Consider the following 13988-nt stretch of genomic DNA (forward strand, 5'->3'; position numbering starts at 1 on the left):
CGATCACGACTTCGCCTCCGCGGCGCCGGAGGCCGGCTTCGCGGCCGGCGCCGAGACGATCACCTGGTCGCCGTTCGCGAGCGCGTCGCTCGGGTTCGTGACGAGGCGGTCGTTCGGCGTGAGCGGGCCGTCGACTTCGAGCGTCTGCCCGATCGTGCGCACGACCGTCACCTGCTTCAGGCGCACCTGGCCGTTCGCGTCGACGGTCGCGACCGTCGGGCCTTCGGCGCGGAACAGCAACGTATTGGCCGGCACCTGCAGGCGGCCGACCGGCGTCATCGGCAGCGTCGCCTGCACGTACGCGCCGGGCAGCAGCCGGCCGTCCGGGTTCGGCAGCGTGATCTCGATCTGCAGCGAGCGCGTCGCGACGTCGATCGCCTCGGACGTGCGCGTGATCGTCCCGTCGAACGTCCGGCCCGGCAGCTCGGCCTGCGCGACGCTCACGTGCTGGCCGACCTTCACCTGCTGCGCGTAAGCCTGCGGCACCTGCACGTAGAGGCGCAGCCGGTCGGCCTGCACGACCGTGAACAGCGAGCGGCCGGCGTTGCCCGAGCTGACGAGATCGCCGACGTCGACGTTGCGCTGCGTGACGATCCCGTCGATCGGCGCGACGATCCGCTGGAAGCCTTTCAGCTCGGTGAGGCGGCGCATGTTTGCGTCGGCCGCGGCGAGGTTTGCGGTGCCCTGGTTGAACGCGCCTTGCCGGTCGTCGAGTTCCTGCTGCGAGACGGCATCGCGCTGGCGCAACTGCTGCGCGCGGTCGAACGACGTCTTCGCGAGCGCGAGTGCGGCTTGCGCCTGCTGGCGCTGCGCGGTGGCCTGCGCGAGTTCCTGGTTCAGTTCGGGCGTGTCGAGTTCGGCGAGAGTCTGCCCCTGCTTCACGTGCGCGCCGATGTCGGCCTGCCAGCGCAGCACGTAGCCGCTCGCGCGGGCGTAGATCGGCGCCTCGACGAAGCCGCGCAGCGTGCCGGGCAGCGTCAGCTTGCCGCCGGTGGCCGCATCGACCGGATGCGCGATCGTCACGTACTGGCGCGTGTTCTGCTCGGCGACCGCGTCGAGCCGGTTACGGTTCAGCACGTTGACGAAGACCGTGCGCGCGGCGCCGGCGGCCAGCAGCACGCCGATCACGACCAGGACGATTTTCCCGCGTCGCGATACCGACGTGCGCGTCGGCAGGTGCATGCCGTGTTCGTCCACCTGGATGCCGACGGAGCTGTGATGTTTCTCTTCCATGAATTCAACCAAATCAACCGGGTAGTGGGACGAAAATCAGTGTCCGGCCTGGCGCGCGCGCCGGCGGGCCAGCCGGGCATGCACGCCGCCGAACACGAGCGGCACGAACAGCAAGGTCGACACGGTCGCGAACAGCAGCCCGCCGATCACCGCGCGGCCGAGCGGTGCGTTCTGCTCGGCGCCTTCGCCGAGACCGAGCGCCATCGGCACCATCCCGATGATCATCGCGAGCGCCGTCATCAGCACCGGCCGGATCCGCGTCGCGCCTGCTTCCAGCGCGGCCGTGAGCGGCGGCGCGCCGGCCTCGAGGCGCTGGCGCGCGAACGACACGACCAGGATGCTGTTCGCGGTCGCGACACCCACCGTCATGATCGCGCCCGTCAGCGCGGGCACGCTCAGGTGCGTGCCGGTGATGAACAGCATCCAGACGATGCCGGCGAGCGCGGCCGGCATCGCGCTGATGATGATCAGCGGGTCGAGCCACGACTGGAAATTGACGACGATCAGCAGGTAGACGAGCACGATCGCCATCGCGACGCCCGCGCCGAGGCCGATGTACGACGTGCGCATCGTCTCGATCTGGCCGCGCATCGTCAGCTCGGTGCCGCGCGGCAGCGTCGCGCGCGCATCCGACACGATGCGGTCGATCTCGCCCGCGACCGCGCCAAGGTCGCGGCCTTCGACGCTCACGTACACGTCGATCGCCGGGCGGATGTTGTAGTGCGTGATCACGGCCGGGTTCGCGGTGCTGCGCACCTGCACGAGGTTGCCGAGCAGTTGCAGCGGCATGCCCGTGCGGCCGCTCGCCGAGATCGGCGTGCCGAGCAGGTCGTCGACCGACGCGATGCTGTATTGCGGGGTCTGGATCTGCAGCGGGTACTGGACACCGGTGCGCGGGTTGATCCAGAACGACGGCGTGGTCTGAGAACTGCCGGACAGCGAGATCAGCATGTTCTGCGCGACGTTCTGCGCGGAGAGGTTGAGCTGCTGCATGCGCGTACGGTCCATGTCGGCCAGCAGGGTCGGCTCGTCGTTGCGTTGCAGCACGTGCACGTCGACGGCGCCGGGGATTTGCCTGATCTTTTTCATCAGGCTGCTCGCGATAGTCATGTTACTCGCGAGATCGTTGCCGAGCACCTGCAGGTCGATCGCGGCCGGTTGGCCGAAGTTGAGGATCTGCGTGATGATGTCCGACGGCTGGAAGAAGAACTCGACGCCCGGGAAGCGCTCGGGCAGCACCGTGCGCAGCGCCTGCACATAGTGCTGGGTCGCGCGGTGGCCGGGCTTCAGCGCGATCAGCAGCTCGCCGTCGAGCGTGCCGATCGTGCCGGCGTTGCTGTACGACAGGTTGATGCCGCTCACCGGCAGGCCGAGGTTGTCGACGATCGCGCCGAGTTCGTCGGGCGGCACGGTTTCGCGGATCACGCGCTCCACCTGGTCGGCGAGGCGCGCGGTTTCCTCGATCCGGTAGCCGGTCGGCGCGCGCATGTGCAGCCGGATGTTGCCGGAATCGGCATTCGGGAAGAAGTCGCGGCCGAGCACGAACACGAGGCCCGTCGACAGCACGCAGAAGCCGAGGAAGCACATCGCGTAGAAGCGGCGGCGCACCAGCAGGATGCTGAGCAGCACGATGTACCACGCGCGCAGCCGCTCGAACGCGTTGTTGAATGCATGGTGGATGCGCGCGAAGCGTGACGTCGCATGATCGGGGCCGGTGCTTGCCTGCTGCGGACGGAACAGCAGCATCGCGAGCGTCGGCACCAGCGTGCGCGACAGCACGTACGACGCGAGCATCGCGAACACGACGGCTTCCGCGAGCGGCACGAACAGGAAGCGCGCGACGCCCGTCAGGAAGAACATCGGCACGAACACGATACAGATGCACAGCGTCGACACGAACGCGGGCACCGCGATCTCGCCGGCGCCTTCGAGGATCGCGTCGTGCAGGTTGGTGCCGAGATGCAGGTGCCGCTCGATGTTCTCGATCGTCACCGTCGCATCGTCCACCAGGATCCCGACCGCGAGCGCGAGCCCGCCGAGCGTCATGATGTTGATGGTCTCGCCGAGCGCGGACAGCGCGATCAGCGACGTGAAGATCGACAGCGGGATCGAGATCGCGATGATCAGCGTGCTGCGCCAGTTGCCGAGGAACAGCAGGATCATCATCGCGGTCAGCACGGCGGCGATCAGCGCCTCGTGGATCACGCCCTGGACGGCTGCGTTGACGAACACCGACTGGTCGAACAGCGGCGTGATCGTGAGCCCTTCCGGTAGTGTCGGGATCACCTTCGGCAGCAGCGTCTTCAGGTCCGACACGACCTTGAGCGTCGACGCGTCGCCGCTTTTCAGGATCGAGATGAGCACGCCGCGCTGGCCGTTCTGGCGCACGACGTTGGTCTGCGGCGCGAAGCCGTCGCGTACCGATGCCACCTCGCGCAGGTAGGTCGTCGCGCCGTTGACGGTCTGGACCGGCAGGTTGTTGATGTCGGCGATGGTGTCGGCCGACGCGTTCGTGTCGATCCGGTATTCGGTCTGGCCCATCTTCGCGGTGCCGGTCGGCAGCACGAGGTTCTGCGCGTTGACCGCGTTGACGATGTCGGCGGGTGTGAGCCCCTTCGCGAGCAGCGCCTGCGGATCGAGGTCGATCGCGACCACGCGAGAGCGGCCGCCGTATGGGAACGGGATCTGCACGCCCGGCACCGTGATCAGCTGCGGGCGCAGGAAGTTGAGCGCGATGTCGGCGAGCGACTGTTCGCTGAGCGTCTTGCTCGACAGCCCGAGCTGGATCACCGGAATGCTCGATGCCGAATAGGTGATCACGAGCGGCGGCGTCGCGCCTTGCGGCATCTGCCGCACGATCGCCTGCGCGGACGAGACCGTCTGCGCGATCGCCGTCTGGACGTTCGCGCCCGGTTGCAGGAACACTTTCACGACCGCGATGCCGGGCAGCGACGTCGATTCGACGTGCTGGATGTTGTTGACGGTCGTCGTCAGGATCCGTTCATGCACGGACGTGATGCGGTTCGTCATCTCGGTCGCGGAGAAGCCGCTGTAATTCCAGATGACGCTGATCACGGGAATGTTGATCGCGGGCAGCACGTCGACCGGCGTGCGCATCAGCGCAAGCGGGGTGGCCAGCACGATCATGATGGCCATCACGATGAACGTGTAGGGGCGCTTGAGCGCGAGATTGACGATCCACATGGAGGCAGCGGGACAGGCGGTGATCAGGCGTGGGTAAATGGAACCCGAATGATAGGCGTCGGCGTGGAACGGGTTACTGTCGCGAAACTGGCGGAATTGTCAGGTTGGGGCGTGGCGGTCGATTGCCGAATCAGCAGAGGAAACGCAGCGCGGCGCGAAGGCCGGCAAACGGCCGTGATACCGGACGGGCAGGCTGCGTCGGCGGCGATTCCGTTCATCGGCGCGTGCTCAGATCTGCTCGATCCCGACGCGCGCGAGCGCACCGAGATCGACGACGTCGATCTGGTTGTACGCGAGCCGCAGCGCGCCGAGCTTCTCGAGCTGCTGCAGCGCCTGGTTGATCCGCTGCCGCGAAACGCCGACGAGCATCCCCAGTTCCTCCTGCGAGATCGACAGCGACGGGCCGGTGTCCGGGTACAGGTCGGGGTTGAAGAGCTGCGCGAGCGCCTGCGCCACGCGCGCATCGACGTCGAGCAGCCGGCTGTTCTGGATCGACGCGATGAATTCGCCCATCCGGTTGTTCAGCTGGTGGATCACGAAGCGCGTGAACGGCAGGCTGGTGTCGAGCAGCGCATGGAACGTGTCGACCGGCACGAACAGCACGGTCGAGCGCTGGATCGCGACGACTTCATACTTGCGCAGTTCGCGCTTGATCACGCTGCCTTCGCCGAACCAGCCGCCCGACGGCACGCCGGAGAACGTGCAGCCGCGCCCCGACGCATTGAAGATCGCGAGCTTCAGCAGCCCGCGGTGCACGCCGATCCAGTATTCCGACGGCGCGAGGCGATGGGCGATCACATCGCCGGCCTCGCACTGCTCGACGCGCGACTGCGCGAGCACGAGCGCCTGGTGCTCGGGTGCGAGCGTGCGGAACCATGCGCACTGGCCGAACAGCGAGGCCAGCGCCGGCAGCGGGCCCGGTTCGGAAAGCGCGTCGGCCGGGTGGGCGGGTGCGTCGGGCGGTGCAGCGAGTGGGTCGTGCATGGATGCGGGTTTGCGAGGATAGGGATAACGCTCGGCGCGTGAAAGGCACTCTGTCGTTTCGATGACAGACGGCTCACAATAGCGCCCGTTAGGCTGTCGGCAATTGAACCACATCAAAACGATCCGGGGTGGATGCGCCCCGGTCGACAGGACACGGGAGACAGGATCATGACGCAGATGTTCGAGGCCGGACTCGGCCGCCGCGACGCGAATTACGTGCCGCTCACCCCGATCGACTTCCTGGTCAGGACGGCCGAAGTCTACGGCGATCGCCTTGCCATCGTGCACGGCGACGTGCGGCGCACCTGGGGCGAGACCTACACGCGCGCGAAGCAACTGGCGAGCGCGCTCGCGCGGCTCGGCGTCGAACGTGGCGACACGGTCGCGGCGATGCTGCCGAACATCCCGGCGATGGTCGAGGCGCACTTCGGCGTGCCGATGTCCGGCGCCGTGCTCAACACGATCAACACGCGGCTCGACGTGGCGACGGTGCTGTTCATGCTGCGTCATGGCGAGGCGAAGGTGCTGATCGTCGACACCGAATATGCGGAGTTCGCACATCGCGCGGCGCTCGAGGTGCCGGGCCTGAAGATCGTCAGCGTGGCCGACGCGATGCCGGCAGACCCTGCGCGCTTCGCGGGTGCGACCGACTACGAGGCGCTCGTTGCGAGCGGCGACGCCGACTACGCGTGGACGCCGCCCGCCGACGAATGGGATGCGATCGCGCTGAACTATACGTCCGGCACGACCGGCGACCCGAAGGGCGTCGTCTACCACCATCGCGGCGCGTATCTCGCGGCGATCAGCAACATCCTCGAATGGGACATGCCGAAGCACGCCGTCTACCTGTGGACGCTGCCGATGTTCCACTGCAACGGCTGGTGCTTCCCGTGGGCCGTCGCGGCGCGCGCGGGCGTGAACGTCTGCCTGCGCAAGTTCGATGCGAAGACGGTGTTCGACCTGATTCGCCGCGAACGCATCACGCATTACTGCGGCGCGCCGATCGTGCAGAGCGCGATCGCGAACGCACCGGCCGAATTCCGCGCGGGCATCGACCACACGGTGCACGCGATGGTCGCGGGCGCGGCGCCCGCGCCGGCCGTGATCGCGAAGATGAAGGAGATCGGCTTCGACCTGCTGCACGTGTACGGGCTGACCGAGGTCTACGGCCCGGCGACCGTGTGCGCGAAGCAGTCGCACTGGGAGGAACTGACCGACGAGGACCGCGCGCGGCTCAATGCGCGCCAGGGCGTGCGCTATCACCTGGAAGCGGGCGCGACGGTGCTCGATCCCGACACGATGGCGCCGGTGCCGGCCGACGGCGAGACGCTCGGCGAGATCATGTTCCGCGGCAACATCTGCATGAAGGGCTACCTGAAGAACCCGAAGGCGACCGACGAGGCGTTCCACGGCGGCTGGTTCCATACCGGGGACCTCGCCGTGCTGATGCCGGACGGCTACATCCGGATCAAGGATCGCAAGAAGGACATCATCATCTCGGGCGGCGAGAACATCTCGAGCATCGAGGTCGAGGATGCGCTGTACCGGCATCCGGCGGTGGCGGTGGCTGCCGTCGTCGCGATGCCCGACCCGAAATGGGGCGAGGTGCCGTGCGCGTTCGTCGAGCTGCGCGAAGGCGCGAGCGCGACCGAGGAGGAAATCGTCGCGCATTGCAAGCAGCTGCTCGCGGGTTTCAAGGTGCCCAAGGCCGTGCGGTTCGGCGAACTGCCGAAGACGTCGACCGGCAAGATCCAGAAATTCCAGCTGCGCAATGCGGTCGGGTCGGACAAGGCGATCGATCTGGCGGGCGACGACAAGAAGTAGGCGATGCGCCGGCTGTCGCCGGCCATCCGTCATCCGTCACGCGTCACGTTCGAGCCGGAACACGCTGACCGCGTCCGCGAGGTGCGCGGCCTGGTCGCGCAGCGCGACGGCCGCGCGTTCGGCATCCGAGATCAGCGACGCGTTCTGCTGCGTCGCGTCGCCGATCTGCGTGACGGCCAGGTTCACCTGCTCGATGCCGGTCGATTGTTCGCGCGACGCGGCGCTGATCTCGCCGATCAGCGTGCGGACCTGGTCGACCCGCGCGACGATGTCGCGCATCGTGCCGCGCGCGGCGTCCGCGATCCGGTAACCCTGTTCGACGGTCGTCGACGATTCGGCGCTCAGCGCGTCGATCTCCTTGACCGCGGCCGCGCTGCGCTGCGCGAGCGCGCGGACCTCGGCCGCGACCACCGCGAAGCCCTTGCCGTGTTCGCCCGCGCGCGCGGCCTCGACGGCCGCGTTCAGCGCCAGGATGTTGGTCTGGAACGCGATGCCTTCGATCGCGCCCGTGATCTCGCCGATCCGGCGCGTCGCGCGGCCGATGTCGTCCATCGTCGCGACCACGCGCTGCACCGCGGCGTCGCCGTTTGTCGCGGCGGCCGACGCGTCGGCGACCAGCGCATTGGCCTGCGCCGCGTGCTCGGCGCTCTGCTGCACGGCGGCGGTGATCTGTTCCATGCTGGCTGCCGTCTGTTCGACGCTGCTCGCCTGCGTCGCGATCCGCGCGGCGATGTCGCCGCTGCCGGCCGCGATGTCGACCGTGCCGCGCGCGATGTCGGCGGAGCTGTTGCGCACCTGCGCGACGATCCGCGCGAGGCCGTCGCCGATCCCGTCGACCGCCTGCACGAGCCGGCCGATCTCGTCGTTGCCCGCATTGCCGCGCGCGGCCGCGCCATCGCGGATGCGTACGCTGAGATCGCCCGCCGCATAGCGCTCGGAGGCCCGTGCCGCCGCATCGAGGGGCCGACTCACGACGCGGCGTACCACGATGACGAACAGCGTCGCGAACGCCGCGACGAGCACCGCGCCGATCATCAGGAAGCGGTTGCGGGTGGCGCGCATGGTGGCGAGCAGTTCATCGTCGAGTGCGATGCCGCCGACGAGCCATTGCCACTGCGGAATCGTCATGAACGACACGAATTTGGCGGTGGGCCCGCCGTCGTGCGCGGCCGGGTCGGTCGACATGTACGCGAGCCGGCCCTGGCCGGCCGCGAGCATCTGCGCGTACGGCGCACGCGCGTCGTCCGCCGGTTGGCCGGCTGCATCCGGATGCACGACGAAGGTGCCGCGCGACGGGCCCTGCGACGCGTCGAGCACGAAGTAGTAGCCGTTGTCGCCGATCTTCAGCGAGCGGATGCCGTCTTCGACGAGCTTGAGCTCGGCGCCGATGTCGAGGCCGACGAACAGCGCGCCGATCACGCGGCCGGTCGCATCGGTCACCGGCTTGTACTGCGTGATGTACGGCCGGCCGAACAGCTTCGCGAGGCCCGTATAGCTGCGCCCGGCGACGAGCGGCGCGTAGGCGGGGCCCGCGCGGTCGAGCTTGGTGCCGACGGCGCGCGCGCCGTCCTGCTTCTTCAGCGACGTCGTGATGCGCACGAAGTCGTCGCCGTCGCGCGCGAAGATCGTCGCGATCGCGCCGCTTTTCTTCAGGAACTGGTCGGGAATCGAATAGTCGAGGTCGAGCGGCTGGCCGCCCGCGAGGAGGGTCGGCGCGGCGACGCCGCCGATGTCGACGGTGCGCGCCGGGTCGAGCGAGAAATCAGGCGGCAGGAAGCTCGCGAACAGCGACATCGAGCGGTTGGCTTCGGCCGACAGCGCCTTGTCGAACAGGTCGACCATCGCGCGGATCGACTGTTCCTTGTCGACGATCCGCATGTGTGCTTCTTCAGCCAGCTGCTGGCCGGCGAAATGAGCGAGCGTCCATGCGAAGACGGTAAACAGCAGGGCGACGAGCGCGCACGCCAGCGCCGCAAGACGCGCGCCGACGCTCACCCGGCCCAATTGGGTCAATCTCATGCAACATCCTGAGTGGGGAGGGAGAGGAGGCGGAACGCACGCGTCACCGCTAGTCGACCGGTTAATACGGCAACTTCGGCGAATTCTTTAGCGGTGCGTCGTCGATGGCGGCGCCGGCAGGCGCGGCTGTCGCGCGGGGGCGCGACGAGAAGGAGGGTGTCAGTGCGTGATGAGCCACGCGACGGCCAGATAACGGCCGACCTTCGCGATCGTCACGATGACGAGAAAGGTCGGCAACGGCTCGCGCAGCACGCCGGCGATCATCGTCAGCGGATCGCCGATCACGGGCGCCCAGCTCAGCAGCAACGACCAGCGGCCATAGCGCGCATACCAGCGCTCGGCGCGTGCGAGCGCGGCCGGCTTGACGGGAAACCAGCGGCGCTCGCGGAAGTGCTCGATGCCGCGCCCGAGCGCCCAGTTGATCACGGAGCCGGCGACGTTGCCGATGCTCGCGACGAGCACCAGCGCCCACACGGGTTCGCGCCCGGCGAGCAGCAGGCCGGCGAGCACGGCTTCGGACTGAAGCGGGAACAGGGTCGCGGCGACCATCGACACGGCGAACAGGCCGCCGTAAGTGAGCAATTCGGACATCGCGCGATTGTACCGGGCGCGCGCCGGCCAACCCGGGGCACAGGGTCACACGTTCATGCGATCAGGCGTTCATGCTGCGTCGGCCGTGCCGAACAGCAGGTGCGAGATCAGCGACTTGTCGACCGGTTCGTCGTTGAGCGTGCTGGCCAGCAGTTCGCCCGCGAGTTGCTGCGGCGAGAACACCATGTCGGGCTTCAGCAGGCGCAGCCGTTCGAGGTTGCGCTGGTGATTCACGAGCGCGACCGTGCGCACCGATGCCGCGATCTCGCGGATCGCGAGGATGATGAAGGCGTTCTCGGCGTCGTCGGAGCGCAGCGCGAGCACTGCACGCGCGGTCGCCGCGCCGGCGCTTTCCAGCACCGAGTGGTCGGTCGCATCGCCGACGATCAGGTCGGTCGACGCCGGATAGTTGTGTTCGACGCCGGCCGGCACGATGACGGTCACCGCGTAGCCGCGCTTGCGCAGCCCGTCGTGCACCGCATGCGCGACGGGTGTCGCGCCGACGATCAGGTAATGATGCTTGCGGATCACGTTCGAAAGGCCTCCCTTGACGATCCGTTTCAGATTGCCGCCGATCACGGGGCCGACGACCGCGCTGATCGACGTCGCGAACACCGTGATGCCGAGCACGATGATCGACGCGGTGAACAGGCGGGCGGTCGGCGCGTGCGGAACGATGTCGCCGTAACCCACGGTCGACATCGACACGATCGAGAAATAGACGGCCGTGGCGAGATCGTGGACGGGCGGCGTGAATTCGTCGCCGAGATACAGCACGCCGAAGGTCGCGTAGATCAGCAGCGACACGATGCTCAGCAACGCGAACAGGCTGCTCGCGGCGACGCTCGCGCGGTCGAAGTGCCGCCAGTAATACAGCAGCGCGACGGCCAGCACGGCCGTGTAGACGAACACGCCGTGGCTGCGATAGCCGCCGAGCACGCTGATCGCGGCGGCCGCGACCAGCAGCAGGATCGACAGCACCCACGCGACGCGGGCGCGCAGCACGATGCCGATGGCCATCGTCGCGAGGCCGGCCGCGACGACCACTTGCGGCAACACGACGAGCCCGGCGTTGTCGACGAGGTTCAGCGCATCGGCGAGCCACGCGTGATGCACGCCGAGCTTTGCATGCTCGACGACGGGGCGCAGCACCATGAGCGCATCGAGCGCGAGGAGGAGGGCGAGATACCAGTGCAGGCCGATCGGCGCGAACAGGCGCCGCAGGCGGGTAGTGAGGGGCTTCATCCAGTCGCCCGGCTGGCCGGGCATGTCCAACGAAACAGCCGCTACCCTAAAGCATTCGGCGATTGCCTGCTTTTTGGAGGGCCATGGCGGCGGCCGCGACGAAGCCGGCCGCCCGGTGGTTCAGTTCCAGCCGACCATGATCGCGCCCATCCCGACGAGCAGCCCGCCCGTCACGCGGTTCATCGCGCGCATCCGTGCAGGCCGCTGCAGTGCGCGGCTCAGCCGGTGCGAGAACAGCGCCATCGACGCGACGCCGCCCGCGAACAGCACCGCGAACGTCGCCGCGAGCAGCAGGTACTGCTGGTTCAGGCTCCAGTCGGCGCTCGGGATGATGAACTGCGGAAAGAACGACGGGAAGAACAGCAGCGTTTTCGGATTGAGGCCCGAGGTTGCGACGCCGCGCCAGAACAGCGCGCGGTGCGAGTCGGTCTCCGGTGTTGCCGGCCCGGTCGTTGCGGCGGGCGCGCCGGCCGGTGCACGGCTGAGCCATTGCTTGCAGCCGAGCCAGACGAGGTAGGCCGCGCCGGCCCAGCGCAGCACGGTCAACGCGCGCTCGTCGAGATGCACGAGCGAATTCAGGCACAGCGCGGTCAGCGCGAGTTGCAGCAGCACGGCGAGCGTGCCGCCCCAGACGCACGGCAGCGCGCGGCGCCAGCCGGCGCGCAGCGCCTGGTTCATCGTGAGGAGGTTGACGGGGCCGGGGGCGTAGACGAGAACGGCGGAAGCCGCGAGAAACGAGAGGTAAAGCCTGAACGACATGACGGGTAGGGCAGGAACAGGAACATGGGCGCCGAAGCCGCGCGGCCGGATAGGCGCGCGGACGGCGGGGAATCGCATGCCTGCTGGCCGGCACCGCAACTCGTGATTGCGGCCATGCGTCCCGGTGCGAAGGGGTTGTCGCGGGGAGCGTGCCGGACAACAGGCATGGGGAAAAATATATCAAGGGGCCGGATTAAAAGGCTTCCGCTTTTCCACACAAACCGACACAAATCCGGAATGTCGTTCAGATAGAATCCCCATTTTCAGTAGAAGATTCTTCCTGCCATGGCCACACGTGAACGCTCGCCGAAAACGCTCGACAGCCAGGACCGCAAAATCCTTGGTGCACTGCAGAAAAATGCGCGTCTGTCGAACGCCGAACTGGCCGAACAGATCGGCATGTCGACCACCGCGTGCTGGAACCGCACGCGGCAGCTCGAGGTGGACGGCTACATCGACGGCTACGTCGCGCTCGTCAACCAGCGGAAGCTGGGCTATGCGGACATCGTGATCCTCGAAGTCACGCTCGATCGTCACGAGGATGACGCGCTCGCCCGCTTCGGCGAGGAACTCGCCGCGCTGCCCGAGGTGCTCGAGGCCTATCTCGTGTCGGGCGAATACGACTACTGGATCAAGGTCGCGGTGGACGGCACCGCCGGCTACGAGCGTTTCCTGCGCGAAAAGCTGTACAAGATTTCGAGCATCCGTCACAGCCGCTCGATGTTCGCGCTGCGCTGCATGAAGGACGTGCCGTCGATTCAGGTGTGAGGGGGTGGGGATGAGCGTGCGGCCGTCGTTGAAGCGACGGCAGCACGGGGCTGCGCGTTTGCGCGGAGAAAACCGGTAATCGGGCGGGGGACAAGGCAAGCGGCGATGTCCCGCACTTGGGCCGGCAAAGCGGATGAATCTTCTGTCCGCGGTGATCCGGCGCATACCCGCATGCCGGCCGGATAACGGCTGCCCGCCCGGGCAACCGTCAGACAAAAACCGCGCCGATGCGGATCGGTGCCGGCATCGGCTTCAAAGCGACTTCAACGTGCTCCCGACGCAGGGAGCGCATTCAACCGGGGCTCCCCGGCCAGTTTCCACGTGACTTGCCTTGCAGGCCGTTGCCCGACGCCGCGGCCTGGTGGCGCGCGTCCGGGCAAGCGGATCAGGCAGGGCATCGTGCGGCCAACCGGCTGGCGGCCGGCCATTCCGCGTTCAGCGCGGCAGGCGTGCGTGCGCTTCAGCGATCACTTCGCAGTTCTCGAGGTGGAGTGCCCACGCTTCTGCAATCAACTCGCCCATACGTGCGAGCCAGCCAGCGGATTCGGTGGAACGGTCGGAAATGTTAGACGTTTGCATGACGAAGCCCCATATAGGTGGCGAGTTAGGGATAACCCTAATCATAGCGAAACGCCTCCGCTTTGTGAAATGCGATTTCGTTATATGAGAATTACTGACAATTTGTGTTGCTGCTTCGCAACATGAATATCGACTGCCTGCGCGTGCCTCACAGGCGTGACGAGGCCGTGCCTGCACGGCCATCGCATGGGATGAGAGAGGGGAATTCGAGTGGCGGGGAGGATGCCGGACGCGGGCGGCGGCTTACCGGCCGATCCACCCGAACCGCCACGACAGCCGCCGCGTCGCGGCGAGCAACGCTTGCGCGAGGTCGCTGTCCGGCCCGCGCGGGAAGCCGCGCGACGAGCCGATGATCGCGATCACGAGCCGGATGCTGCCGGTGTGATCGAACACGGGCGCGGCGACCGTCCCGATGCCCGGCACCGGCGCGTCGAACGCGAAATCGAGTTCGTCCGCGCGGATCGTCGCGAGCCGCGCGCGGAAGGCGTCGTCGGCCGGCGCGGCGGCGTTGCCCGCGAGGCGCACGGGCTCGTCGGCGAGCAGGTCGGCCAGCACGTCGTCGGACATGCCGGCCGCGAAGATTCGTCCGATCGCCGTATTGACGAGCGACATCACCGTGCCGACCTGCAGGCTCACGTGCTGCGGCCGCGCCGATTCCTCGAGGCGGATCACGGTCGGACCGAGCGGCCCGAGCGTCGCGGCCGCGACGCTCATGTCGGTCGCGCCGGCCAGCGCGACGATCTCGGCTTCCGCGTCGCGTGTCGGCGACACGCGCTGCATCG

Annotated in this window: 11 protein-coding genes; 2 read left to right on the plus strand and 9 right to left on the minus strand. The window is 67.8% G+C overall.

The annotated features are described in order from the left end of the window. Positions 1 to 3 precede the first annotated feature (3 nt). The 3 genes from G3O06_RS32095 to G3O06_RS32105 all read right to left on the minus strand — a co-directional run bounded on the left by G3O06_RS32095 (position 4) and on the right by G3O06_RS32105 (position 5421). Entirely contained in the window at positions 4 to 1233 is a 1230-nt protein-coding gene (locus G3O06_RS32095) for an efflux RND transporter periplasmic adaptor subunit (RefSeq protein ID WP_174974310.1), read from the minus strand. A gap of 36 nt (positions 1234 to 1269) precedes the next feature. Continuing rightward, positions 1270 to 4437 carry an efflux RND transporter permease subunit gene (locus G3O06_RS32100; protein ID WP_174983500.1) on the minus strand — a complete coding sequence of 1056 codons (3168 nt, stop codon included), beginning with the start codon at positions 4435 to 4437 and terminating at the stop codon, positions 1270 to 1272. Positions 4438 to 4665: 228 nt separating this feature from the next. Beyond that, positions 4666 to 5421: a Crp/Fnr family transcriptional regulator gene (locus tag G3O06_RS32105; protein WP_174913646.1), complete on the minus strand. Its 756-nt coding sequence runs from the start codon at positions 5419 to 5421 to the stop codon at positions 4666 to 4668. A gap of 168 nt (positions 5422 to 5589) precedes the next feature. Between G3O06_RS32105 and G3O06_RS32110 the strand changes: the two genes are divergently transcribed. Next, the gene (locus G3O06_RS32110; protein ID WP_205818612.1) at positions 5590 to 7245 is read left to right on the plus strand and encodes an acyl-CoA synthetase; all 1656 of its coding nucleotides are present in this window, start codon (positions 5590 to 5592) and stop codon (positions 7243 to 7245) included. 36 nt (positions 7246 to 7281) lie between these two features. Here the strand turns inward: G3O06_RS32110 and G3O06_RS32115 are convergent, their stop codons facing one another. The 4 genes from G3O06_RS32115 to G3O06_RS32130 all read right to left on the minus strand — a co-directional run bounded on the left by G3O06_RS32115 (position 7282) and on the right by G3O06_RS32130 (position 11859). Next, positions 7282 to 9264, minus strand: a complete 1983-nt coding sequence (locus tag G3O06_RS32115; protein ID WP_205818613.1) for a methyl-accepting chemotaxis protein — start codon at positions 9262 to 9264, stop codon at positions 7282 to 7284. Between the two features lie 159 nt (positions 9265 to 9423). Then, a complete protein-coding gene (locus tag G3O06_RS32120) occupies positions 9424 to 9855 on the minus strand; it encodes a YqaA family protein (protein ID WP_174913652.1) in 432 nt (143 codons plus the stop codon). A gap of 69 nt (positions 9856 to 9924) precedes the next feature. Continuing rightward, a complete protein-coding gene (gene kch, locus G3O06_RS32125) occupies positions 9925 to 11100 on the minus strand; it encodes a voltage-gated potassium channel protein (RefSeq protein ID WP_174913655.1) in 1176 nt (391 codons plus the stop codon). Positions 11101 to 11220: 120 nt separating this feature from the next. Beyond that, positions 11221 to 11859, minus strand: a complete 639-nt coding sequence (locus G3O06_RS32130; RefSeq protein ID WP_205818614.1) for a LysE family translocator — start codon at positions 11857 to 11859, stop codon at positions 11221 to 11223. A gap of 285 nt (positions 11860 to 12144) precedes the next feature. On the opposite strand from G3O06_RS32130, the gene G3O06_RS32135 reads away from it, so the two are divergent. Next, a complete protein-coding gene (locus G3O06_RS32135) occupies positions 12145 to 12627 on the plus strand; it encodes an Lrp/AsnC family transcriptional regulator (protein ID WP_021159229.1) in 483 nt (160 codons plus the stop codon). A gap of 435 nt (positions 12628 to 13062) precedes the next feature. On the opposite strand, the gene G3O06_RS32140 is transcribed toward G3O06_RS32135, so the two are convergent. Both G3O06_RS32140 and G3O06_RS32145 read right to left on the minus strand, forming a co-directional pair. Then, on the minus strand, positions 13063 to 13206 hold the full coding sequence (locus G3O06_RS32140) for a hypothetical protein (protein ID WP_241020352.1): 144 nt from the start codon (positions 13204 to 13206) through the stop codon (positions 13063 to 13065). Positions 13207 to 13449: 243 nt separating this feature from the next. Then, on the minus strand, positions 13450 to 13988 hold a 539-nt coding region (locus G3O06_RS32145; protein WP_277403763.1), incomplete at its 5' end, for an IclR family transcriptional regulator C-terminal domain-containing protein.

This window comes from Burkholderia sp. Ac-20345 (assembly GCF_017104825.1).
GTDB lineage: Bacteria > Pseudomonadota > Gammaproteobacteria > Burkholderiales > Burkholderiaceae > Burkholderia > Burkholderia lata_B.

What these genes read in the sequence shown, in the direction of transcription:
- G3O06_RS32110 (WP_205818612.1), top strand. Translation starts at nt 5,590, where the DNA reads ATGACGCAGATGTTCGAGGCCGGACTCGGCCGCCGCGACGCGAATTAC.
- G3O06_RS32135 (WP_021159229.1), top strand. Translation starts at nt 12,145, where the DNA reads ATGGCCACACGTGAACGCTCGCCGAAAACGCTCGACAGCCAGGACCGC.
- G3O06_RS32100 (WP_174983500.1), bottom strand. Translation starts at nt 4,437, where the DNA reads ATGTGGATCGTCAATCTCGCGCTCAAGCGCCCCTACACGTTCATCGTG.
- G3O06_RS32105 (WP_174913646.1), bottom strand. Translation starts at nt 5,421, where the DNA reads ATGCACGACCCACTCGCTGCACCGCCCGACGCACCCGCCCACCCGGCC.
- G3O06_RS32130 (WP_205818614.1), bottom strand. Translation starts at nt 11,859, where the DNA reads ATGTCGTTCAGGCTTTACCTCTCGTTTCTCGCGGCTTCCGCCGTTCTC.
- G3O06_RS32120 (WP_174913652.1), bottom strand. Translation starts at nt 9,855, where the DNA reads ATGTCCGAATTGCTCACTTACGGCGGCCTGTTCGCCGTGTCGATGGTC.
- G3O06_RS32095 (WP_174974310.1), bottom strand. Translation starts at nt 1,233, where the DNA reads ATGGAAGAGAAACATCACAGCTCCGTCGGCATCCAGGTGGACGAACAC.
- kch (WP_174913655.1), bottom strand. Translation starts at nt 11,100, where the DNA reads ATGAAGCCCCTCACTACCCGCCTGCGGCGCCTGTTCGCGCCGATCGGC.
- G3O06_RS32140 (WP_241020352.1), bottom strand. Translation starts at nt 13,206, where the DNA reads ATGCAAACGTCTAACATTTCCGACCGTTCCACCGAATCCGCTGGCTGG.
- G3O06_RS32115 (WP_205818613.1), bottom strand. Translation starts at nt 9,264, where the DNA reads ATGAGATTGACCCAATTGGGCCGGGTGAGCGTCGGCGCGCGTCTTGCG.